Origin of the sequence: Corynebacterium sp. HMSC062E11, assembly GCF_001811845.1 — a bacterium.
GTDB classification, from domain to species: domain Bacteria; phylum Actinomycetota; class Actinomycetes; order Mycobacteriales; family Mycobacteriaceae; genus Corynebacterium; species Corynebacterium hesseae.
In genome coordinates this window covers 186,883-208,694 of record NZ_KV806839.1, presented here as the reverse complement: position 1 = coordinate 208,694, position 21,812 = coordinate 186,883, and the positions used below count along the sequence as shown (strand labels likewise).

The 21,812-nt window shown below is 60.8% G+C and carries 16 protein-coding genes and 1 pseudogene; 3 read left to right on the top strand and 14 right to left on the bottom strand.

Annotated features, from left to right (window positions below; genetic code table 11):
• Positions 1 to 56: 56 nt before the first annotated feature.
• The gene (locus HMPREF2822_RS12760) at positions 57 to 1,187 is read left to right on the top strand and encodes an ATP-binding protein (RefSeq protein WP_070525238.1); all 1,131 of its coding nucleotides are present in this window, start codon (positions 57 to 59) and stop codon (positions 1,185 to 1,187) included.
• Here the strand turns inward: HMPREF2822_RS12760 and HMPREF2822_RS12755 are convergent.
• Positions 1,184 to 2,092: a uroporphyrinogen decarboxylase/cobalamine-independent methonine synthase family protein gene (locus HMPREF2822_RS12755; protein WP_070525236.1), complete on the bottom strand. Its 909-nt coding sequence runs from the start codon at positions 2,090 to 2,092 to the stop codon at positions 1,184 to 1,186. The two genes, HMPREF2822_RS12760 and HMPREF2822_RS12755, sit on opposite strands and share 4 nt — an antisense overlap.
• 105 nt (positions 2,093 to 2,197) lie before the next feature.
• Between HMPREF2822_RS12755 and HMPREF2822_RS12750 the strand changes: the two genes are divergently transcribed.
• Positions 2,198 to 2,566: a PH domain-containing protein gene (locus HMPREF2822_RS12750; protein ID WP_070525234.1), complete on the top strand. Its 369-nt coding sequence runs from the start codon at positions 2,198 to 2,200 to the stop codon at positions 2,564 to 2,566.
• Position 2,567: 1 nt separating this feature from the next.
• Here the strand turns inward: HMPREF2822_RS12750 and mnmA are convergent, their stop codons facing one another.
• On the bottom strand, positions 2,568 to 3,653 hold the full coding sequence (gene mnmA / locus HMPREF2822_RS12745) for a tRNA 2-thiouridine(34) synthase MnmA (protein WP_070525232.1): 1,086 nt from the start codon (positions 3,651 to 3,653) through the stop codon (positions 2,568 to 2,570).
• 102 nt (positions 3,654 to 3,755) lie between these two features.
• Here mnmA and HMPREF2822_RS12740 point away from each other — a divergent pair, with 102 nt between their 5' ends.
• The gene (locus HMPREF2822_RS12740) at positions 3,756 to 4,598 is read left to right on the top strand and encodes a spermidine synthase (protein WP_070525229.1); all 843 of its coding nucleotides are present in this window, start codon (positions 3,756 to 3,758) and stop codon (positions 4,596 to 4,598) included.
• Here the strand turns inward: HMPREF2822_RS12740 and HMPREF2822_RS12735 are convergent.
• From HMPREF2822_RS12735 to HMPREF2822_RS12685, 12 genes and pseudogenes are all read right to left on the bottom strand, one after another.
• Positions 4,595 to 5,749 (bottom strand): glycoside hydrolase family 25 protein, encoded by a 1,155-nt coding sequence (locus HMPREF2822_RS12735; RefSeq protein ID WP_070525227.1) that lies wholly within the window; start codon positions 5,747 to 5,749, stop codon positions 4,595 to 4,597. The two genes, HMPREF2822_RS12740 and HMPREF2822_RS12735, sit on opposite strands and share 4 nt — an antisense overlap.
• Before the next feature lie 220 nt (positions 5,750 to 5,969).
• The gene (locus HMPREF2822_RS13430; protein ID WP_070563051.1) at positions 5,970 to 6,482 is read right to left on the bottom strand and encodes a hypothetical protein; all 513 of its coding nucleotides are present in this window, start codon (positions 6,480 to 6,482) and stop codon (positions 5,970 to 5,972) included.
• A gap of 2 nt (positions 6,483 to 6,484) precedes the next feature.
• A complete protein-coding gene (locus HMPREF2822_RS12730; RefSeq protein WP_070525225.1) occupies positions 6,485 to 6,937 on the bottom strand; it encodes a Panacea domain-containing protein in 453 nt (150 codons plus the stop codon).
• Positions 6,938 to 7,142: 205 nt separating this feature from the next.
• A pseudogene (locus tag HMPREF2822_RS12725) lies at positions 7,143 to 12,129 on the bottom strand (DEAD/DEAH box helicase).
• Between the two features lie 50 nt (positions 12,130 to 12,179).
• A complete protein-coding gene (locus tag HMPREF2822_RS12720) occupies positions 12,180 to 14,624 on the bottom strand; it encodes a bifunctional lysylphosphatidylglycerol flippase/synthetase MprF (protein ID WP_070525223.1) in 2,445 nt (814 codons plus the stop codon).
• Positions 14,605 to 15,858 carry an alpha/beta hydrolase gene (locus HMPREF2822_RS12715; RefSeq protein WP_070525221.1) on the bottom strand — a complete coding sequence of 418 codons (1,254 nt, stop codon included), beginning with the start codon at positions 15,856 to 15,858 and terminating at the stop codon, positions 14,605 to 14,607. Before HMPREF2822_RS12715 ends, HMPREF2822_RS12720 begins: the two co-directional genes overlap by 20 nt.
• Before the next feature lie 90 nt (positions 15,859 to 15,948).
• A complete protein-coding gene (locus tag HMPREF2822_RS12710; protein ID WP_070525219.1) occupies positions 15,949 to 17,073 on the bottom strand; it encodes a cysteine desulfurase family protein in 1,125 nt (374 codons plus the stop codon).
• Entirely contained in the window at positions 17,073 to 18,032 is a 960-nt protein-coding gene (locus HMPREF2822_RS12705; protein ID WP_070525217.1) for an electron transfer flavoprotein subunit alpha/FixB family protein, read from the bottom strand. Before HMPREF2822_RS12705 ends, HMPREF2822_RS12710 begins: the two co-directional genes overlap by 1 nt.
• Before the next feature lie 11 nt (positions 18,033 to 18,043).
• On the bottom strand, positions 18,044 to 18,844 hold the full coding sequence (locus HMPREF2822_RS12700; protein WP_070525214.1) for an electron transfer flavoprotein subunit beta/FixA family protein: 801 nt from the start codon (positions 18,842 to 18,844) through the stop codon (positions 18,044 to 18,046).
• A 34-nt stretch (positions 18,845 to 18,878) separates the two neighbouring features.
• Positions 18,879 to 20,030 (bottom strand): THUMP-like domain-containing protein, encoded by a 1,152-nt coding sequence (locus HMPREF2822_RS12695; protein WP_070525212.1) that lies wholly within the window; start codon positions 20,028 to 20,030, stop codon positions 18,879 to 18,881.
• Positions 20,031 to 20,041: 11 nt separating this feature from the next.
• The gene (locus HMPREF2822_RS12690) at positions 20,042 to 20,869 is read right to left on the bottom strand and encodes an NUDIX hydrolase (RefSeq protein ID WP_070525210.1); all 828 of its coding nucleotides are present in this window, start codon (positions 20,867 to 20,869) and stop codon (positions 20,042 to 20,044) included.
• A 50-nt stretch (positions 20,870 to 20,919) separates the two neighbouring features.
• Entirely contained in the window at positions 20,920 to 21,717 is a 798-nt protein-coding gene (locus HMPREF2822_RS12685; protein WP_369815762.1) for an ABC transporter ATP-binding protein, read from the bottom strand.
• Between the last annotated feature and the right edge of the window lie 95 nt (positions 21,718 to 21,812).

Here is a 21,812-nt window from a genome sequence, read left to right as displayed (position 1 = left end):
CAAATCTCCGCTTTTAGAAAAGTCTCCCAAATCTCCCAATGCTCTAGGATGAGGCTATGTCCCCGCACGAGAATCCCTTCCGCCCCACCTTCGGCGTTCCACCACTATTCTGGGTCGGCCGCACGGCAGTGCTCGACACCTTCCGCGCAGCGCTTGACTCCCAACCAGGCAGCCCGGGCCGCTCGCTCATCATCAGCGGTGCCCGCGGTATCGGCAAGACGGTCTTGCTCAACGAGATAGAAGATATCGCTTCTAGTCGCGGGTGGATCACATTGCGAGCCTCGGGACGCAGCTCCATGGTTGACGAGCTCGTTGACACCACCATCCCGCGCATCATGGACAAGCTGGCCCCGGCGGACAAGCACAAGGTCAACCGTGTCGGCATTGGTGGTGTGGCAACCATCGGCATCCAGCACAACACCGAGGAAGCCTATAAACCCACGCTCAACACCCGCCTGCGCGAGCTTTTAGGCATGCTCAAAGGCACTGGCGTGCTGCTCACCATCGACGAAGTGCAGGACGCAGACGCCGAGAACCTAACTTCCCTGGCCGTGACCTACCAAGACTTGGTGCGCGATGAGCTCGACGTCGCTATTGTCGCCGCGGGCCTTCCACAAGGCGTCAACCGCCTGCTGGACCTGCCGGGTGTAACCTTCCTACGCCGCGCGCAGAAGTTCGTTCTGGGCCCGCTCTCCCCCGCGAACGCCGAGGTGGCCTTCACCGAGACCGCCGCACAGTCCGGGCTCGAGTTCACCGATGATGCGGTTGCAGCGGCGGTGCGCCTGTCGCGCGGCTACCCCTACATGGTGCAGCTGGTGGGCTCACTGGCTTGGGGAAAGGCGCAGCGCGAGGGTGGGAGCAGTATCGAGGAGAGTGACGTCGCAGCGGTGTCAGCCGAGGCTATCTCGGTTTTGGGCGCCCAGGTACACCAGCCCGCTACCCTTTCGCTTCCACCGGCCCAGCGCCTCTTCCTCGAGGCGATGAGCGCGGTCATGGAGGACGGCACGGCAGAAATCAAGAACATCGCCGCGCACCAGGACCGGACGGTGCGCTCCTTGTCGGCCACACGCCAAAGGCTTATCGACGCCGACCTCATCGAACCCACCGCCCATGGCCAACTCCAGTTCGTTATCCCGTATATGGAGGCCTACTTCACCACGACGGATAGCTTGGGGCGAGTTGACTAAAGGTCACCGGCATCGCGAGTGAGGATGCCGGCGGTCTCGGTTGCCGAGCGCAGGGATCTGGCGGAGGCCTTGACGGGATAGACGTCGAAACGGTCGACGAGCAGGTCGCGTGGCATGCCGATGCGGTCGAGGTGCCGGGCCAACGCGATAGCCTCCGCGCGGGCATCGGAACCTTCAATGCCCAGACCAATCCGGTGGCCCGCGTTAAGGTGTTCGCCCAAGCCATCAAGGTGACGCGGGGTCTCCAGACCGCGGAAATCCGTGAGGAAGGTCGTGGCAGCAGGCGCTAGCGACCACAGCGGTGGGGCGTGTAGGTAGTCTGCTTCGAAGGATTGTAGGAGGTCGAGCGCGACCTCATCCGGGACCGCCGGGATGGTATCGAAATCTGTGGTGCCAGGGACGCGGCCGGCGATGATATCGGCAAGCAGGGGCTCGTCGAGCTGGATAGCGACCTCCCCGTGGAAGCGGCGCGCGACATCCGCGGCGTGGACACGGACTCCGTAGAGAAGTGACTCCGCGAGCTCGTTAAAGGCGCCGCGGTCGGTGAGAACGCGGTGGCCGTCGGAAAGCTCAATGCTGGCCGCAAGCGACCACGGGCCGAGTGCTTGCACCTTGACGCGGGGCACGGTTTCGCCCCAGACTTCCTGGACCTCGTCGAGGTCGCGCTCCAAGCGGTCCCACGTGCGGCGGGTCAGCAGCTGCGGGCGCGCCGTCATGCGCCACGAGCGCGGGCCTCGGTCGATGGAGATGGCCTCCAGCATGCCGGCGGTGCGGCCCACCGCATCGGAGCCCAGCCCACGCTCGGGCAGCTGCGGGATGGCAGGAAGTTCGGTCTCCCCCATGATGATGTCCGCGGCCTCCGCGATGGAGGTACCGGGCATGGGGCCAAGGGCGAATCCCGTCATCTCATCTCCTTCCGAATTTTTTCTTTTAATACCGAATCAAAGACTACGGCGACATTTATAATGCAATTCACAAACCACTAAGTCGAAGAGGTAAAGGATACTCCTGTGGCACTTGAACAGTTTTCTGGCTGGACCTTCTATTCTCCTTGCGAGATTCCGAGCGACATTCCGTCAGTTCTCGCAGCCAACGAAAAGCCCATTTGCGCATTTAAAACTGTCCGAGACGCAGCCGTCTTCACTAGCCACCGATTGATTATCCGAGATTCTCAAGGTCTCACTGGAAAGAAAGTCGAAATCTATTCTCTCCCTTACTCCTCCATTAATATGTGGTCGACGGAGAATGCTGGAAAGCTCCTAGACGTAAATGCTGAACTGGAGCTCTGGACACGAGCTGGCCACTTCAAAATCAACATCGGGCCCAAAGTCGATATTCGGGCACTCGATCGACTCATCGCTGACTGTGTGCTTCGCTAAACTACTCGGTCCCGCAGATGGTGCCGGAGCCCAGGACAATATCGCCTAGCTCGTCCGGGCTCGGCAGGTAAAGCACGGCAGCCTGGCCACGAGCCACACCGGAAAGAGGCTCCTTCAGGTCCAGCGTCATGCGGTCGGCTTCGCGGTCCACGTGAGCGTGGCAGGGAACGACGGAACCGTGGGCGCGCACCTGCACCTCGCAGTCGAAGTCACCTTCCATCGCTGGGTGCAAGTACTTCAGGCGGTCGGCCTCGATACGGGTCACGGCCAGGTCTGCGCGCGATCCGACGGTGACGGTGCCGGTGGCCGCGTCGATGTCGGTGACGTAGCGCGGGGAGCCGTCGGCAGTCGGCGTCTTGATGTCCAAGCCCTTGCGCTGGCCGATGGTGTAGTTCCACGCGCCATCGTGTTCCTTGAGCTCATTGCCCTCGGTGTCCACGATCATGCCTGGACGCAGGCCGATGGAACGACCCAGGAAGGCCTGGGTATTGCCATCCGGGATAAAGCAGATGTCATAAGAATCCGGCTTCGCCGCCGTGGAGAAACCATGGCGCTTGGCCTCCTCGCGGATTTGCGGCTTCGGGGTATCACCAATCGGGAAAAAGCAGTGGTCCAGCTCTTCCTTGGTAATAACGCCCAGCACATAGGACTGGTCCTTATTCTCATCCAGGGAGCGGCGCATGTAGCCGTCGGCGTCGATAGTGGCATAGTGGCCCGTAGCCACCGCATCGAAGCCCAGCGCCATGCCCTTACGGAGCAGGGCTGCGAACTTGATCTTCTCGTTGCAGCGCAGGCACGGATTCGGGGTCTCGCCGCGGGCATAGGAGTCCACGAAATCACCGATGACGGCTTCCTTGAACTCCTCGGAGAAGTCCCACACGTAGAAAGGAATGCCGAGCTTGTCGCAGATGCGACGGGCATCGGCGGAATCCTCCAAGGAGCAGCAACCGCGCGCCTTCTCACGGGTCTGCTGCGCATCCTTGTGCAGGGCCAAGTGCACGCCAATGACCTCGTGGCCCGCCTCCACCGCGCGTGCAGCGGCGACCGAGGAATCAACGCCGCCGGACATGGCTACCAATACTCGCATGCTTTCCCCTTCTTCCTTCTTTCGTCCACTTAGGCTAGTCGTGGTGTACCCCATACCCCAACACACTGAACTCACACTCTATTCCCTAAGCTAAAGGGCATTATGGGCAGGAAGCGCAACAAGACAGATTCAATCGCGGGCACCTACGAGATTTCCACCGGCGAGCTCGTCATCGAAGCCGACCCATTCCGCGATGGCGCCTTCATCCTCAACATCAACGGCGTGCCCTCCTCACACCTCATCCCCGAAGAGCCACGCACCCTCGAATTCGAGTACATGCGTTGGATTGCTGCAGCGGTAGAAAACCTAGCGCCTGGCAAGCGCCTGCTCCACCTGGGCGGCGGTGGCTGTTCTCTCCCCCGCTACTTCGCAGACCTGTGGCCGGATTCCCACAACACGGTGGTGGAGCTCGACGCGAAACTGGCCGAGCTCATCCGTGAGCTAGTCGATATCCCTGCCGCTCCCCGCGTGAAAATCCGCGCCGGTGAGGCACGCGCGGTGACGGAAGGCTTCCCTCCGAATCGCTTCGACGTCATCATCCGCGACGTCTTCGCCGGCGCCGTCACGCCGGAGCCTCTCACCACCCAAGAGTTCTTCCAGCACGCCCACGCCACGCTCACTCCGGGCGGGCTTTACGTTGCCAACTGCGGTGACCACTCCGACCTGCAAGGGGCGAAGGCAGAACTCGCCGGAATGGCAGAAGTCTTTGCACACGTCGCCGTTATTGCCGACCCTCCCATGCTCAAAGGCCGGCGCTACGGCAACATCATCCTCATCGGCTCAGACACCGAGCTGCCTGTCGACGGCTCCCCGCAAGCCGCCGCGCTTGCTAAACCACTGCTGTCCGGTGCGGTGCCCGCGCACTTCCGCGACGAGTCCTGGACCCGCCGCTTCTTTAAGGGGGCTAATCCGCGCCACGACGCCCCATCACCGCGTAGCGATTAACGCAGACTATTGAGCAGATCCGCCACTTGCTTGGAGTCGAGATTCGGCACCGCAACGCCTGCGGCGTGACCCGCACTGCGCGCGGCGCGGTCGGCGTTCTCCACGTCCTGCTGGCTGACGTTATCGGCGTCAACGTCCTGGAGGTGCTGCGCGTTATCAAGGAAGATGGCTAGATCGCCGATGCTGGCGTCATTGTTGGCCATGTCCTTGAGGTCATCAGTGCTGATGGCGCCGTCGTTAAGCAGCTTTTCCGCTTGCTTGATAAGACCGGTCGCATCGACATCGAGCCCCGCGTTCTTGGCGGCATCGGCGACGGCCGGCACGGCCACAGCACCCGCTGCCAGAGCCAGGATTCCAGCGATCAGCACGCCGGCGTCGTCGCCTAGGTCAATACCCGGGATGACCATGTCATCCAAGATGCCGCCGAAGTCGATGTAATTGCCACCGGAGAAGGACTGCAGCTGTGCCTCAGTACCGTTAAAGAGGTTCATGTCAACATCGGTTTCGATACCGGCAACACGGCCGCTGCCGGAGCGCTGCCAGAAAGCCAGCTTGTCCCAGCCACCGACCGGTTCCGGCGCGGTGTCCTGGTAGGCCGCCAACCACAGCGGATACTCGGAGAAGCGCGTGGAATTGCCCATCTGGCCCATCCAGAAGTACTTATAGGTGTACAGCATCGGCGTGCGGCCGGTTAGGGTTTTCACCTCAGTCATGAAGGTGTCGATCCACTCCTCCAGCTGAGCTGCGCTCAGGCCCTCATCGACCTCAATGTCGAGCACCGGCGGCAGAGTTTGCGTCGGCACCAGTGCAATCTGGGAGGCGAAGCTCGCTGCCTGCTGCTTGGCATCACCAGCCGGGCGCGCGTAGTGATAAGCGCCGACCTTCAGACCAGCCGCTGCGGCGGCATTGGCATCGCGTACGAAGTGGTTGTTAACAAACCCAACGCCTTCAGTGGCCTTCACAAAGGCATAGGACTGGCCATCAGACTTCACAGCGTCCCAATCGATTCCGCGAAGGGACGCGTGGTTATTGCCGGAGACGTCCACACCGGAAGGCGCGTAGGACGGGATGGCAACGGCGGTGGATACGGACAGTGCCACGGCCGCTACTGCGGTAACGGCGGCGGTAACAAGGCGACGTGCATGGCTCATGTGCGCCACACTACCGCTTTAACAACATGAGTAACAGATGCAACACGCGAAACTTTAAACTCGTTTGCCACAGTTTTAACACCGCCACCAACGCCGTCCCGATAAACCGGTGCAGCAAAGGAACGGGCAATGCTTGGCGACGCCCCTCCAAAAGGTCCGGTCATCAGAACTAAGGGCTTCAACAAAGCTGTCAGCAATCGGAAGGCTGGAGCCGCTCCAGTTATGTGTGTCGCTTTTCGACCGGATAAACCTTGTGCTCCGGGTCATACCAGAGCACACGAAACAGGCTTCCTGAGCGGAACCCCCACAACCGGCAGGCACCACTCAGTCTAAAACGGAAGACTCGTTCTTCATTTTGGTCTAGCTGTCGTAGTCGATTCTGCGCAGCTTTACTCAATTCGTTGATTGCGTGATCATGGTTGCGCCGGTGCCCCTGGGCTCCTTCGTTTTCACACTCTGCCCAAGTCTTCTTAGTTAGATCATCAAGGAACTTAAGTAGTTCCACTGTCTCGTTGGCACTCAAATCCCATCGGCGTCCGTCACCATCGCCAGGAACCTCATCTATCTCCCTAGCCGTCCAACGAACTAATTCGTTCTTATATGAGGCATCTTGTGTTGCGCTCACCGGAACCTTTTTATCGTCAGCCGTGGCAACCAGCGGGGGCACGTACTTTCCACCAGCGTTATTCCTTTGGCGCGCAAGCTTCTTTTTCTTACGCTTTCCGCTGCCCATCGTTATGCGCTAGCCGCGGATTGCATGGCACTGTAAAAGTCTTGCATGACCTCTAGGCTGACTTCGTTCGTGGAGGGAGCGCCATCTGCAACGCCCACGCGCGCCTCGCGCCACGGACGTTCATTATGAGACAAATCGCTCAGCTGCTGACCGTTCAAGTGACCATAAGCAGCTAAGACTGCATCAATGGTGTCTTTCTCATCTGCAGTTAACTGAGTAGAGTCACCGGGAAACATGTCAGTGCTCGCGGTGAATTCTCCGCGGTGGCACCTATAAAGGTCACGGCAAACAGGACCGTTAGCCCATGCCTCTATGCGGGAATTGAACAAGGGCTTTTCATCCCACACGAGACTCCATGCTTGGGCGTAGTAAACGAGCTTCTGGAGCTTCATAGTGCTTACACTAGAATCAACGTTTTCCAGAATGTAACGAGCTACATCGTTGACGCGCGCCATATCCAGCTCCTTTCGCCCTTGTCCTGGTGCATGTTTCTACCCTTCACTTTCTATTATCCACCAGACTGCGCGTGCACCAACAGATACACGAGAAGTCTCGTGTGCGTCCCCCCATCAGTGTGGCATAGGCAAAGAGCCTACTCGCTTTACAAACACCACTTGACTCCTTATAACCATACATCTGGCGGACAAATTTGGCTCCCGACTACTTGGAATTCAATCCATCCACAATCCGTACCGTCTCCATGGCCACGCGCACGACTTTCCCAATCAGGTCCACGATGTAGCGCGGATTGCCTACCTCGTCGGCCCAGTCATTGGGGTCGTTGACGATGCCCGAAGCCTTGTCCTTCTTGACCTGGTAGCGGTCAATCAGCCAGGCGACTGCTGAGCGCGAGCCCAACATGTACTCGTCGGCTTCTTCCGGAATGCCGGCGATGGTCACGCGTTTGTTGTAGATCAGCTTCGTCACGTCATTGACGTTCTTGCCCGTCTCCGGATCCTTGCGCTTGGCCCACTTCATCTTGAGCACGCGCCACGTCTCCCGGTCAGCCTCATCACCCGTGACCTGAATGTCTAACGGCCACGGATCCACGGTCTCGTAGTTGACGTGAAGGGACATCAGCTCCTGCCCGGCAGCAGCAAACTTGTCGAACTCCGCACGCGAACTCGGTGTCTCGATATGCGGCAGCATCTTCTTCAGGTCAGCCGCGTACTTCGTGCGGTAGTCAGGGTCGTGCAGCTTGCCGTAGACAAAATGGAAGATGTCATCACCCGTAATGTCTGCACCCAGCGCGTCACGATAGAGAGCCTTGATCTCATCAGTGATGTTGTCCACTCGCACGTAGCCGTCGATGACCTCACCAATCGAACCGTAGACGCTGGCTTCGCCTTGCTTAACGACGCCTCCCTCACCGAACAGCCCACCGTCGTCGGCCTCAACGGCGGCCCAGGTGAAGCGGGGGAAGAATTGGCCGGTGTCCAGGGTGTGCAAGTTTGGTAGCAGGTCAGTTGCGATAAGACCGAAATCATAATGCGATGCAGACCCAGTCAATACAAAGCCAATGTTTCGGTGCTCTGGAGTTGGAAACATGACTGGAAGCTTGTAGGTCATGTCATTGAGCGACTGTTCGAAATACGCCCGTTGCTTGGTAAACGGACGATAAAGCGATCCAAAGACACGATCAGGCTGCACGAGAATTTCGGTATCTTTGGCTGCGAGATTTTTAAGCGTTCGATTCCATGACGCTTTCGTTGTATCTGCGTATTGTGGATGCACTCGCAGGAAAGCCGTTACGTCCTGTTCCTTAGGCTTCGTGTTCCCCTGGTCAGCTAACCATTTATGAAGCAAAGCTGTTGCCTCAGTGTATGTACCAGTCAAGACTCCCAACTTCGAGAGCAGTTGGCCGTCGGTGTGCGCATAAGCCCATGCGTCGCGAGCGGTAGAAAGACCACGAGAGTACACTTCAAAAATCCTTGTCGCGGCACCATTCTTCACGCTAATAGCTGGCCAGTTTTCAAACTCCTCTGATCGTTGGTTCAGCCAGTCGCCTTCCTTATTTGGCACGATCTCCTGCCAATCCAAGTACTCAACATTCGAGTTTTCGACAATCTCAAGCTTCTCATCACGGGTAGCGCCATCGGGGGTCTGTACATAGTGCAGGTTGAAGCCAGTCTTGTTCGGGTCCTTTACTCCGACAAATACAGCGATCGTGGTCTGCGATCCCGCCCCAAAAATCTGGCCTCCCTCTGCTCGCCAATTGGAGTTACGCATATTGCCACGAAGATTAAACACATAGAGATCCGTGAAATCCTCCGCCATCGACAAGCGAACTCCATCGCCGGTGTTGCCATCAATCCATCCACCATTAGAAACGAACGCAACGATGCCTTGGGCACCAATGCGGTCGGTGGCCCAGCGGAAGGCACGTAGGTAGGAGTCGTAGAGCGAGTTCTTATTGGTCGCGGTGGACTTTGCAGCGTAGGTCTCCGCAATCCGCTTATCTAGGCTCGGGTACTTCAGGTTTGCGTTGAGGTCGTTCGCGGACTTCTGCCCTGCGGAGTACGGCGGGTTACCAATCACAACGTTGATGGGTGCTTGCTTCTGGCGCTCAATGGTCTCGTTGTTCTCACGGAAGATGTTGAGGTCTGGGATGTCGCCTTCCTCGTGGATTTGGAAGGTATCGGCCAACGCAATGTTGGTGAAGGGAACGTACTCGGGTGCAGGTTCGCCGTTGCGCAGGGCTGCCTCTTCGCGCAGGGCGTTGTAGGTGGTCTCAATGTTCACCGCTGAGACGTAATAGGCCAGCAACATGGTCTCGGTTGCGAAGAGCTCATTGGCGTACTTGCGGGCGAGGTCTTCCGGTTTGATGAGTCCGGACTGCAGGAGGCGAACAGTGAAAGTAGAGGTGCCCGCGAAGGGGTCGAGGATGCACACTCCCTCATCGGTCAATCCCTTGCCAAAGTGCTTCTTGGATACATCGTCGGCAGCACGCAGGATGAAATCGACAATCTCGACTGGGGTGTAAACGATGCCGAGAGCCTCGGATTGCTTCTTGAAGGCTTTGCGGAAGAAGCGCTCGTAAAGCTCCTTGATGACCTGCTGCTTGCCGGAGGCAGAGTTCACCTCGGAAGCACGGATGCGGACGGACTCGTAGAACTTCTCTAGGGACTCGGTTTCGGTATCGAGGTTCGCCTTAGACACGGCCTTGACCATCTTCTCCATCACTTGGGCCACGGGGTTGTGGGTGATGAAGTCATGATTCTCAAACAGCGCGTTGAAGACCGGTGCTGTAATGAGATGCTGCGAGAGCATCGAGATGGCGTCTTCTTCGCTGATGCCATCGTTGAGGTTGTTGCGCAGGCCTTCCACGAAGCTGTCGAATTCGGTGCGGAGGGAGCCATCGGCGCCGTTGAGAAGCGCCTTGATGCGGGTGATTTGGTTCTCCGCGATGGTGGCGACATCGTCGGCCCAGTCCTCCCAATAGGTGCGGGTGCCGACCTTATCCACCAGTTTGGTGTAGATGGCTTCTTGCCACTGTTCCAGAGAGAACAGGGCGATCTGCTGGGTCACCGTCGAATTATCAGCCAGCGGCTCAGGGGACTTTGTTTCATCCGCTTCCTTGAGCTTCTCAGTGTCGCTCTTCTCGTCATCCCCTGGCACGTGGACGACGTCGATGGGTAGGTCTTCTTGACCCGCCGTGCCGTTCAGAGCGATGGAATTAATCTTCGCATTGAAGCGGTCATCGTGGGCGCGCAGCGCGTTGAGGATCTGCCAGACCACCTTGAAGCGCTGGTTATCGTCGAGCGCTTTTGCCGGGGAGACATTGCTGGCAACGGCCACGGGCAGGATGATGTAGCCGTAATCCTTGCCTTCGGACTTGCGCATGACACGGCCGACGGACTGGACCACGTCCACCATGGAGTTGCGGGGGTTGAAGAAGATAACGGCGTCCAGCGCCGGGACGTCTACGCCCTCAGAAAGACAGCGCGCATTGGTGAGCATGCGCGACTGTTGCCCCCCCTGAAGGAGCCTCAAGCCAGGAAAGCTTGGTGCCTCGTTCCATGGCGTTCATGCCACCGTCCACGTGCTGGGCGGCAACGTGGAGGTCGACGTTGGTCAGGGAGACGTCGTTAAGCACTGCTTTTTCTTTGAGCAGTTCCTGGTGGGTACCGATGAGTGATGGGTAGGTCTCCGCAATGAGCTGGGAGGTCTTGATGTCCTTGGCAAAGGCCACGGCGCGCTGCATGGGCTGGGCGTCTTCCTCAAAGCCGCCCTTCTTGCCCTGCAATTCACCGGAGCGCTTGGCCAAGCCGTTCCAGGCACCAATCATGGCGGAGGCGAGTGAAAGGTTGACCTGGTTGTTCTCACTGTGGGCCATGGCTTGGGCGGCCACGGATTCATCCACGGTCATGACAAGCACCTTGTAGTCAGTAAGCAGCCCCTTGTCCACGGCTTCGCCAAAGCCGAGGCGGAAGAACTCTGGTCCGTAGATGGCTTCATCATCCATAGAGGCCAGCTCCGCGGAGTGCTCTTCGGCCTTGCCCTTGACGGCTTCGTCATAAAGGCGCGGGGTGGCTGTCATGTAGAGGCGCTTGGCTGCCTTGATGTAGTCGGCATCGTGGACGCGGACAAAGTTGCTGGCGTCCTCACCGGCCAAGGTGATGCCGGTGGTGCGGTGGGCTTCATCGCAGATGACGAGGTCGAAATCATCGAGGCCTACCTGCTGGGCATCTTGTACTGCCTGGATGGACTGGTAGGTGGAGAAGACGATATTGAGGCCCTTGGCGCGCTTGCCGGATTCAAAGCGCGTGGTGATGTCCTTGCCTTCGGTGGAAACTGGGACCTCAAGGTCATAGACGGCGATGTCCTCGGCCTTCTTGGAGACCTTGCTGTCGGAGCACACCGCGAAGGCGCGCATGTCGAGGCGGCCCTGGGCGGTCCACTCCTTCAAGGTTTGGGAGAGCAAGGAGATGGACGGCACGAGGAAGAGAATCCGGGCCTTGCCGCCGTTGTCCTCAGCGACGCGTTCCGCCAGGCGCAGGGCGGTGAAGGTTTTTCCGGTGCCGCAGGCCATGATGAGCTTGCCGCGGTCATGGGTCTTGAATCCTTCGATGGCTTTGTCGATGGCCGCCTGCTGGTGTGGGCGGGGTTCAAAGGTCTCGCGCTGGGAGAGGTTGATCTGGATGGTTTTATCGCGCACTTCCGAGCCAGGGAAGGCCACGTCCCAGTTGATGGGTGATTCCGCGATGGCGGAGATGCCAATGCGGCTGGTTGGAATGATCTGGTTGGCCAGCGCATCTTCTGCATGGGAGGACCAGTGGTCCGTGGTGGAAATAATCAGGCGGCTGCCGAAGTGCTGGCGGCCTTCTTCCGTTTGGAAGGAATGACCAGAGGCTTCGAAGAAGGAATCCAGGTGGGACTTCTGAATGCGCGCCTTAGAGTCATAGAACTTGCACTGGATGGCGGTCCACGTGCCGTCATCCACGCGGCGGGCCACCAAGTCGATGCCGGTGTCAGCCTTGCCGCCGTTGTAGCGCCAATCCGTCCAGCGGCAGACCTCATCGAACTGGTTCTTTAAGGTCGGGTCGGTCTTGAAATAGTTGACCATCAGCTTCTCAAAGGCAATGCCGTACTTTGCCTTCGGTTGGTTTTCGCGCAGCTGGTCTAGGACCTCAGAGAACTTCGACATGAGAACATTGTGCCCGAAGGTGTGCACGAGGTTCTGTCAACACACTGGTCTTAGCGTGGATCTGCTTTGCTGGGTTCCGTTGCGCTTTGCTCCGCTTTGGCTTGTTTACGCTCAGCCAGCCAGGTCTTCACAGCTCGGGCGGCGTCGGCTGCGCGCATGTCGGGCACATAGGCGTGAACGACGGCGAGTCCAATGGCGGGCAGTGCCAGCTCATCGTTGTAGGCCAGGTACCACTTGTGCTCTTCCGGCTGGAACTTGCGTTTGGAGGCAGCCAAGCTGCGGAAGCCGTAGAGGGGTTCCATTTCTTCGCCGAGGCGGGTGAGGAGGGCGTCGAGAAGCCCGGGTTCCTCTGGTGTACCTGACAGGGGCGCGCCGGAGAGCGAAATCCAGGCGCAGCCTTCGCCGGCGGCGATGATCATAGCCTCAGAGATGAGTAGCTCGATTGCCCCCTTGAAGCCGTGGTCGGCGCGGCGCATGACGTCGAGGGTGTAGCCCACCACGCTTCCGTTCTCACGAACAGGGAGCCAAGATGTCACGCCGTGCAGCGTGCCGTCCTCCCCCAGCGCGAGCAGTAGCTTGGTGCCTTCCTCCCGCAGCTCGTTAACACCGCCCAAAGTAAAGCCCATCTCTGGGAGAGCTTTGTCAGAGACCCATTCTTCGGAGAGCTCGGCAATTTTGTTGCGGGTGGCAAGATCGAGGTCCTTCCACTCCGTCCACAGCGTGGTGACGCCCTCTTTGCCGGCCTTGTTGCGGGCGGTGCGAATGTTCTGGAATTTCTTGCCTTTGAACTCCGTGTTAGAGGTGTCCAGGACGGCCTCCTCAGCTACTTCGAGGCGGCGGAAGCCGGGACGGGTAAAGCTTTCCCGTACCGAGTACCAGGCCGGGCGCCAGCCTTGTTCGCGGGCGAATTCTTCGAAGGCCGCTGCGGTGGCCTGCGGGTCATTGCCCGCCGGCTCGCCGAGGCTGAGTGCAATGCCGTTGTGGACGCGGTAGGCCACGTAGTTGCTGTCGTTAAAGAAGTAGCGGTTCCCCTTCCACAGGGTCATAGCGGAGAGGTGGTCACCACTGCCCTGCTCCAGGATGGCGCGAGCGTGGTCACGAACCTCAGCGGCCTCGGGGTTCGCAGGAGTAGCGAACATGCGATAGACCACCCAGGAGGTGTACATCCAGAACAGAGTGCCGACCCACTCGTAGAAAGCCCACGTCAACCAGGTGGTCGGCGCGAGCTTGAGCGGAAGTAGCGTAGCCACGACTGGCGGGACATAGCGCAGAGGGAGTTCGGCCAGGATCGATCCGGCAGTGGCTGTCTCGACGAAGCCGTCCTTGAAAAGTAGTGCGCCAACGCCCCAAAGAGCGGCCGTGATGACAAAGGCAGCTGCGATCTTTCCTGCGGCTCGGCCCAGCGCGCGCACACTTTCGTGGATGTGGAACACGCGGCGGTTCCAGATGAGCACGACGAAGCAGGTGGCCCAGGGCAGGACCACAGCGGCGAGATTCACGCCGTAGAGCACAAGGCCTTCTTGGCTAAAGTCCCACAGCTGAGCTAGAAGCACAGCGATGACGAGTACCTGGGTAAGGACGGATAGCAACCACGCAAGACGGCGTCCGCGGATGAGGCCGAAGCACAGTACGAGTTGGATGATGAGCGGCATGACGCTGGCGATGGCCGGACCCACGCCGTGGACGCGGGCGAAATCAAGGGCAGCTTGGCAGGCCTGGCTTGTGGGGTCAGCCTGGCAGATCTCAGTGGCGTGATAAGCAGCAGAGTTGAAGGACCACATCAGCCGGGTGACTGGGCTGAAGGGCCCTTCCGCCAGTGGGTCGAGCGCCACGAAGGCTGGGCCGATGGCTACCACTCCCACGATGAGCGCGGTGAGAACTCGGCGCTCCGGCACCGAGGCACGATGGAAAGCGGCTGGGCGCTCCGCGCTCGTGCGGGGCACAAAGACACTCCATGCGATACCGGCCGCGATGGACAGCACCGAGGCGCTCACGCCGAGGACATCGCTCAAAGTACCGCCATACAGGGCCATGGTGAGCGTCAGGGCGAGGATGCTGAGGCGTACGCGGCGCTGCCAGAGGCGCGGCATCCACGCAGAAGCGAAGCCGGCTGTGCCCACTATGAAACCGATGGGTGATAAATCAGTGGAGCTCAGAAGATCATCACCCCAGCGGTTGAGGCCGATTTCTTCGATCCCGTGGGCGGCCACATAGGCCACGGGAACGGAGATAAGCTGCGCGGCAATACCAACGGCAAGTGTCCGCACGGAGCCCAACCGGTATTCCGAAGGAAGAACGAAAGCTAGGGCCATGAGGGTGAGTGCCACAACTGCGCCGAAAGTACGGCCGGTCAGGCCGATCGTTTGCGTAATGCCCGCCAGCCCTGGAACCGCGTAGGTCACGATGATCAATACCCACATCAGAAGGATCAACACCCACGTCACCGGAATGCGCCGCGCGAGGTGTCGGAGGTTGTTAGCGCTGAAGATCTGCATCTTGTACTCCATCGAAAGAATCGGTGAGGTCTGCCAGCCCGCCCCGGCGGGCAACCCAGGCAAATACTTCGCGCAGGGCGGGACGCCACACCTCGAAGGAATGGCCGCCCGGGCGGGAAGTGTAGTAGGTGGCCATGCCGGCGCCTCGTGCGGCGTCGTTCAGTTGGCCGAGCGCTTTCACCGCAGCAGTATCCCGGTTACCGGCGATGAAGATGGCCTGGTGATCGGGGTACTTTTTCGTCGCCAGCAGGTGTGCAGGATTAGCGGCTTGGTAGGCGGCTTCATCGCCACCATAGAACTTGGACACGGTGGCGGCGTGGTTTCCAATAGTGGGTTCGGCCTCGCCGGAGATGTCCACTGCCTGGCCATAGGCTTCGGGATGATTGGTGAGGATCTGTAGTGAACACGTCCCTCCGTATGACAAACCAGCGACGGTCCAATGTTGTTGATTCTCGTCGACACGGAAAGCGGTCTTGATTCCTGTCGGCACGTCGGTCGTTAGGTAGGTCATGACCTTGGCCACGGAGGTGTCCGCGCAGATGGGGTTGGCGGTCTCACTGCCGGTGGCATCGACCGCCACGACGATGGGGCTTAGTCCCCCATTGGCGCGTTGGAAGGCATCGGCGGTTTCGGCCGCCTCGCCGGAGCCGAACCACTGCTCCGGACCACCCGGGTTGCCGTGGAGCAGGACTAGAACGGGAAGGTTTATATCCTTTTTGCTCCAATAGGCCGGCGGGATGTAGGCAATGGCCTGGCGCGCGCTGAACCCTGAGATGGCACCCGGAAGATCCACGTGCACAATCGCAGCGGAATCCGAGGATTTCATGGCCTTGAATTGGCTGTAGTCCATCTCTTGGGCCACCGGCGTGGGATCGAGCGAGGCGATGTCCGGATAGGACTGGTACTCCATATTGGCCAGACCGGCTACCGCAAGTGCCGAGAATGCCGCAATCACGGCCATGAGGACTCGTCGGCCCGCATGGTGAATGAGGGAGATGAGCGCTGCAATGGGGACAAGCCCGGCAACAAAGAGGTAGAACGGGACGTCCCAGTGCTTGAGCACGAAGAATGCTACGGTGGCAATGACTGCGGCGAGAAGGAAGGACACGACATCGCGTTTGCGCAGGCGCCACGCAATGAGCAGCGCACTGATGACCAAGATAGCAATGTAGATCCCACCGTTCACGGGGTCCGTCAGCGGTAGGCCTAGCACAGACTGGATGAAGTTATTCACGGATTAAACATAGACCCACGCCGTGGCGAAAGCGCTGTAGTCTCCCTGTGAATATGCCCGAATAGCTGTGATCTTGATTGAATACTTGCGCTAAACCGAACGAGCGCGACGAATGATCTCCGGAAGCTCCGCCAGAACCACGTCAATGTCCTCGTCGGTGGTGAGGCGTCCCAGGCTAAAGCGCAGGGAGCCGCGTCCGTGTTCCTCATCGATGCCCATGGCTTCGAGCACGTGGGACATGCGGTTAACGCCCGCGTGGCAGGCGGAGCCGGCGGAGGCTTCGATGCCGGAGGCGTCGAGAAGCATGATGAGGCTGTCACCATCCGTGCCCGGGAAGGACACGTGGAGGTGGGAGGCCAAGGTGGGCTCGACGGAGTTGATGATGACGTTGTCGATGCTGGACTCGATGCCGGCCTTGAGCTTGTCACGGAGTGCGCTCAGGCGAGCGGTCTCCTGCTCCATGTCCGCGACAGATTCACGCAGGGCCGCGGCGAGTGCGCTCGCGCTGGCCACGTCCACGGTGCCGGGGCGGATGCCGCGCTCCTGGCCGCCGCCGAAGGCAATGGGTTGAGGCGCCGGGGTGCGGCGCGCGAGCAGCAGGCCGATGCCGCGGGGCCCGCCGAACTTGTGAGCGCTGGCCGCCAGTGTGGTGGCACCCAGCTCATGGAAATTGATGGGCAGCTTGCCGGTGACCTGCACGGCGTCGATATGCACAGGGGTGTTCTGCGCGGCGGCGCGCTGAACAATGTCGGCGACCGGCTGGATGGCGCCGGTCTCGTTGTTGGCCCACATGCAGGTGGCCACAGCGGCCGGGGTATCCAGGGCAGCGAGGTCATTGACGTGGCCGGTGGAATCAACCGGAAGCAGGTCCACGGTGGCGCCGTGCTCAGCGCGCAGCTTCTCTACGGTCTCGAGGACGGCGGGGTGCTCGATGGGGGTCGAGATGATGTGCGGTGTCGTATCCGACCCCGCACGGAAAAGGCCCTGGATTGCAATGTTATCCGCCTCCGTGCCGGAGGAGGTAAAGACTACCTCGATGGGTTCGCAGCCGAGCAGCTCGGCGACGGTCTCGCGGGCGTCATCCAACACGGAGCGTGCCTTGCGCCCAGAGCCATAGGCAGAGCCGGGGTTGAGGGACCCGGCGGCGTCGACCCAGGCGTCGATGGCGCACTGGCGCATGGGTTGGGTAGCTGCGTAATCGAGGTAGCGAGGCATTAGTTGCCGGCCCCCTTGCGGGACTCAAGCTCGGTGACCAGCGCCGGAGCGATCTCGTGGAGGTCGCCCACCACGCCGAGGTCGGCGATCTGGAAGAAGGGCTCGTCCTGATCCTGGTTGACCACAACGATGGTCTCCGAGGTCTGCATACCGGAGGTGTGCTGGATTGCACCGGAAATACCCAGGCCGATGTAGAGCTTCGGGGAGACGGTCACGCCGGTCTGGCCAATCTGGAAAGCAGGGTCGTAGAAACCTTCGTCCACAGCGTCGCGGGTGGCGCCGACGGCGGCACCGAGGACGTCGGCAAGCGGCTCCACCACGTCGGCGAACTTGTCGCCCACACCGCGGCCACCGGCCACAACGACCTTCGCGGAGGTTAGCTCCGGACGGGCGGTCTTCTCCGCCGGGGTGAAGGAGGTGACGGTGACGTCCTTAGCCGTGGCAGCCGGCAGCTCAAAAGGAGCAGGAGCTGCGGTGACCGGCTGCGGTTCCGCGGTGACGGTTCCCGGGCGCAGAGTGTAGACCACAGAGCCGGTGGCCGTGGAGGAGGTCTCGTAGGAGCCGCCGAAGATGGTGTGGTGTGCGGAGCCATCAGCGTTGATGCCGTCGACGTTGACCAGGGCGCCCGAGCCCAGGCGGGCGGCGAGGCGGCCGGCGATCTCGTTGTTAGTCGGGGTGGCAGCCAGCACGATGGGCGCCGGGTTATTGGCGGCCAGGGCGTGGAGGGCGTCAACTTCCGGGGTGACGATGCGCTGCTCATAGTCCGCGGCGGTGGCCTGAACTACCTGGGCTGCACCGAGGTTGCCCAACTCGGCATCGAAGGAGGCGGCGGTGGCGGCATCCTTGGCCACGACGACGGCGGAGACGGTACCGAGTGCGCGGGCGGCGGTAATCAGCTCGCCGGTAACGGGGCTGAGCTGCTCTGCTTCGTGCTCAACCAAGACATAAACGTGAGACATATCTTTTCTCCTTAACCCTCGATGAGATTCTTGGCGGCCAGGAAGTCCGCGACCTTGGCGGCAGCCACGGCCGGATCAGGATCGGTGATGACCTCACCGGCGGTGCGGGCTGGGCGCTGCGCGGAGGCGGTCACCGTGGTCGTGGACGGCACGCCGTCGATGCCCAGGTCCGCCACGGCGAGCGTGGTGACCTCAGCCTTCTTGGCGGCCATCAGGCCCTTGAAGTTGGGGAAGCGCGGCTTGTCGGCCTTATCCGTAAAGGACAGAATGGCCGGCAGGTTGGCCTCAAGTTCCCAGTGGCCGTGGGCGTCCTCGCGGGTGCCGGTGGCGGTGGCACCGGTCAGGGAGGCTGCCTTGAGCTCCGTGAGCGCGGGCAGCTGGCGGTACTCGGCCAAGAGCCCTGCGATAAGCCCGGTGGAGGCGTCCGAGGAATTATTGCCCAAGGTGATGACCTGGACCTCACCGAATTTCTCAGCCACCTTGTTGATCGCGGCGTTAAGAACCCAGGCGGTGGCCAGTGCGTCGGCGCCAGCGAGGGCGTCATCCGTCACGTGCACGGCGTGGTCCGCGCCCATGGCCAGGGCCTTGCGCAGGGCCTCGTCGGCTGCCGCCGGGCCCATAGTAAGCGCCACGACCTCGTAGCCGGCATCAGCGTTATCGTCGCGCAGGCGCAGGGCTTGTTCGACGGAGTACTCGTTGACCTCATCGATGACGTTATCCACCGAGGTGCGGTCCAAGGTGTGGTCCGCCTCGAGGGTCTTGGTTGACCACGTATCCGGTACGTGCTTGACCAGAGCCACAATGACTGGCATGTGGGCACTTCCCCTTCCGTAAATTTTGAAACTATTAGGGTGCGTAATTACCTTCGGACGATACTACTCGCGGTCCACACAACACCGCGACTCCCTTCGCCCCGATGCGCGTGACCACGAGGGTCTTGGCCGTTGAACCCTTCAGCTTGAGCTTCTTGCGCAACTGATCCGGGTTGACATCTTGCCCGCGTACCAGGATTTCCAGCGAGCCAACATCGTGGGCAACCATGGCCGCCTTGAGCTTCTTCATGGGGACCATCTCGATGAATTCAAATCCGGACGTGCCGTTAGGCAGGCGGTCACCGGTGAGGTAGGCAATGCGCGGGTCCAGTTGGTGCAGGCCTTCCCGCGCGGCGTAGTGGCGCACCAGCCCGGCGCGCACGATGGCGCCGTCGGGGTCGATGAGAAAGCGGCCGATGGGGCCGGCGTCGGGAAGCTCGTGCTCTGCGATGCCGTCATCAATGACGTCCGTGGTCACTCCTTCGGGCGTGGTGTTGAGGACCACTGCCCTCTTCCCCGTTCCCAGGCCCGGGGTGTACAGGCAGGTTTCCTTCACCCCGCCGTCGAGGCTGACCACGCAGGCCAGACCTTCCCATTCGGAGTGGTCGATTCCCGGCGCGCATTTGATGGCCATCTCACCGTGGGTGTCCAGCAGATCTGCCGGTGGTGGTAGCAGTTGGTCAAGCCGGGTGATGCGGTTGCCGCCTTGGCGCCGGGCGGGATCGGCGATGCAGACCTGGGCGGTCGTCGTTGTTGTCAGCGCATCTGCGCGAAAGACGGGATGCTCAATGTTGTGCCGCGCCATGGCCACGCGCGAGGCATCCAGGTCGCTGCCCACATAAGCACCGGGGCGATAAGCCTGCCCCTCGGTGCCGATGGAGCAGGTGAGGTCGTGGACTAAGTCCACGTTGCGCTCCTGGAGGAATTGCGCGCGGTAAGCCGCCACCGCGGGTGGAGTGGCCTGTTGTGCAGAGTCGTGGTCCATAAGCCAGTCTTGCGGCAGCTTTCCGGAGCTGCGGGCTTGAATGAGCTCGGCTACGGCGCGCCCATAATCACCGAGCTGGGCCTGCAGCTTGGCGACGTCCCTCAGGTGCGCCTTCTTTGTTCCCTCCAGGTCCGCCGCGGCGGCGTCGATGGCGGCTGCATTCTCGCGCAGAAAGGCGACTTCGTCCAGGGTGTAGCTCATGGTGTGCTTTTCTAGATGCGGTTGACGGGGAATGTGGTGAAGTACTCGCGGTAGCGTTCATCGTCCCGGGGATCCCCGATGATGGGGCGCAGATCGGAGAAGGAGGCATCGTCCAAGACTTCCTTGACGCTGGAATAGGACGTGAGGCGCTTGAGCTGCGCCCAGGTGGGGATGGCTAGGCGTACCAGCCCGGCGCGCCAGCCGTCGAGAACCAGTTGTGGATCGAACCAACCGGCGTCATCGGCCTCCCCTGTTTCGCCATCCGGTTCTTGGCCCTCGGGAAGCACACCGATGAAGAAGAAGGTGTCGAACCAGTGGTCATTGTCCTCACCTGCCCAGCGGGACCAGGGAAGGAACATGTCGGCGTCGACACGCATGCCGTTGTGTTCCAGGAATTCGGTAAAAGAAATCTCGTGGGATTCCAGTAGCTCGCGCTCGCGGTGATAGCGCGAGGCATCGGAGACTAGGCCGTCTTCGCGGATGGCCAGCAGCGTGCCGGCCTCTTCGAAAAGTTCCCGGGCCGCGGCGAAGACAAGGGCGTGGGCCTTGTACTTGGTGACACCCATGCGGCGTGCCATGGACACCACTGAGCGGCCTGCCCACAGTTCGCCGGAGTCCCAGGTGCGGGGTGGGAAGTCACGCGGGTCTACCCCGCCGCCGGGAAACACGACGTGGCCGGGGTAATTGCGCATGGTGCGCACGCGTTCCTGGATCCACACGCGCAGACCCTCTGCGGTATCGCGCAACAGGAGGACGGTAGCGGCCAAGCGTGCCCCATTGAAGCCGGTGGTTTCGCCAGGGTCGATGGCGTCAAGGCTGTCGTGGATGGACTGGCTCATGCAACTTTCCGTGCCCGCGAAGGAGCAGAATTCTTGGGGTGAACTAGAGATTAGCGGGTGCGCCGGGCGAAGTACCGCTCCCCAATGCGATCCACCTGGATGGGCTGGTGGAAGGCCTTGGAGAGGTTTTCCGACGTCAGGACAGAATTAATGAGTCCTTTGGCCACGACCTTACCCTCATCCAAGAGCATCGCATGCGTAAACCCGTAAGGTATTTCCTCCACGTGGTGGGTGATCATGACAATCGCCGGGGCATCCGCATCGAGCGCTAGGTCCCCGAGGTAGCCCACCAGGTCCTCGCGTCCACCCAAGTCCATGCCGGCGGAGGGCTCATCCAGGATGAGCAGCTCCGGGTTGGCCATGAGCGCGCGGGCGAGGATGACGCGCTTCTTCTCGCCTTCGGAAAGGGTGCCCCAGGTGCGCTTGGCCAAGTGGGATGCGCCGACTTGAGCCAGGATGTCATCGGCGCGGGAGAAATCCATGTCTTGGTAGTCCTCACGCCAGCGGCCGAGCACGGCATAGCCGGCGGAGACCACGAGGTCATCGACGCGCTCGTTGTCCGGGATGCGGTGCTGGACAGCGGCGGAGGAAATGCCAATGGCGGCGCGCAGATCACGCATATCCGTCTTACCCAGGCGCTCCCCCATCAGGTATGCCACGCCGGCGGAGGGAAACTCTTCGGCGGCGGCCATCCGCACCAGGGAGGTCTTGCCTGCACCGTTGGGGCCGATGATGACCCAGCGTTCGTCGAGCTCCACCTGCCAGTCGATGGGCCCCACCAGCGTGCGCCCACCCCGTCGCAATTCGACGCCGCGGAAGTCAATCAACCAATCCTCGTCGGTGTCCATCAGTTCGGGGTCTTGCTGGCTTTGTTGCTCTGGAGTGTTCACACGCACCATTGTGGCCGAAACCTTCCGCCCCCGGTGAAACTGACACAGCCTTC

Coding starts and splice junctions, on each gene's coding strand:
- HMPREF2822_RS12690 (WP_070525210.1), bottom strand. CDS start 20,869: ATGAGCCAGTCCATCCACGACAGCCTTGACGCCATCGACCCTGGCGAA.
- HMPREF2822_RS12705 (WP_070525217.1), bottom strand. CDS start 18,032: ATGTCTCACGTTTATGTCTTGGTTGAGCACGAAGCAGAGCAGCTCAGC.
- HMPREF2822_RS12760 (WP_070525238.1), top strand. CDS start 57: ATGTCCCCGCACGAGAATCCCTTCCGCCCCACCTTCGGCGTTCCACCA.
- HMPREF2822_RS12685 (WP_369815762.1), bottom strand. CDS start 21,717: ATGGACACCGACGAGGATTGGTTGATTGACTTCCGCGGCGTCGAATTG.
- HMPREF2822_RS12755 (WP_070525236.1), bottom strand. CDS start 2,092: ATGACGGGATTCGCCCTTGGCCCCATGCCCGGTACCTCCATCGCGGAG.
- HMPREF2822_RS12740 (WP_070525229.1), top strand. CDS start 3,756: ATGGGCAGGAAGCGCAACAAGACAGATTCAATCGCGGGCACCTACGAG.
- HMPREF2822_RS12700 (WP_070525214.1), bottom strand. CDS start 18,844: ATGCCAGTCATTGTGGCTCTGGTCAAGCACGTACCGGATACGTGGTCA.
- HMPREF2822_RS12735 (WP_070525227.1), bottom strand. CDS start 5,749: ATGAGCCATGCACGTCGCCTTGTTACCGCCGCCGTTACCGCAGTAGCG.
- mnmA (WP_070525232.1), bottom strand. CDS start 3,653: ATGCGAGTATTGGTAGCCATGTCCGGCGGCGTTGATTCCTCGGTCGCC.
- HMPREF2822_RS13430 (WP_070563051.1), bottom strand. CDS start 6,482: ATGGGCAGCGGAAAGCGTAAGAAAAAGAAGCTTGCGCGCCAAAGGAAT.
- HMPREF2822_RS12710 (WP_070525219.1), bottom strand. CDS start 17,073: ATGCCTCGCTACCTCGATTACGCAGCTACCCAACCCATGCGCCAGTGC.
- HMPREF2822_RS12730 (WP_070525225.1), bottom strand. CDS start 6,937: ATGGCGCGCGTCAACGATGTAGCTCGTTACATTCTGGAAAACGTTGAT.
- HMPREF2822_RS12720 (WP_070525223.1), bottom strand. CDS start 14,624: ATGCAGATCTTCAGCGCTAACAACCTCCGACACCTCGCGCGGCGCATT.
- HMPREF2822_RS12695 (WP_070525212.1), bottom strand. CDS start 20,030: ATGAGCTACACCCTGGACGAAGTCGCCTTTCTGCGCGAGAATGCAGCC.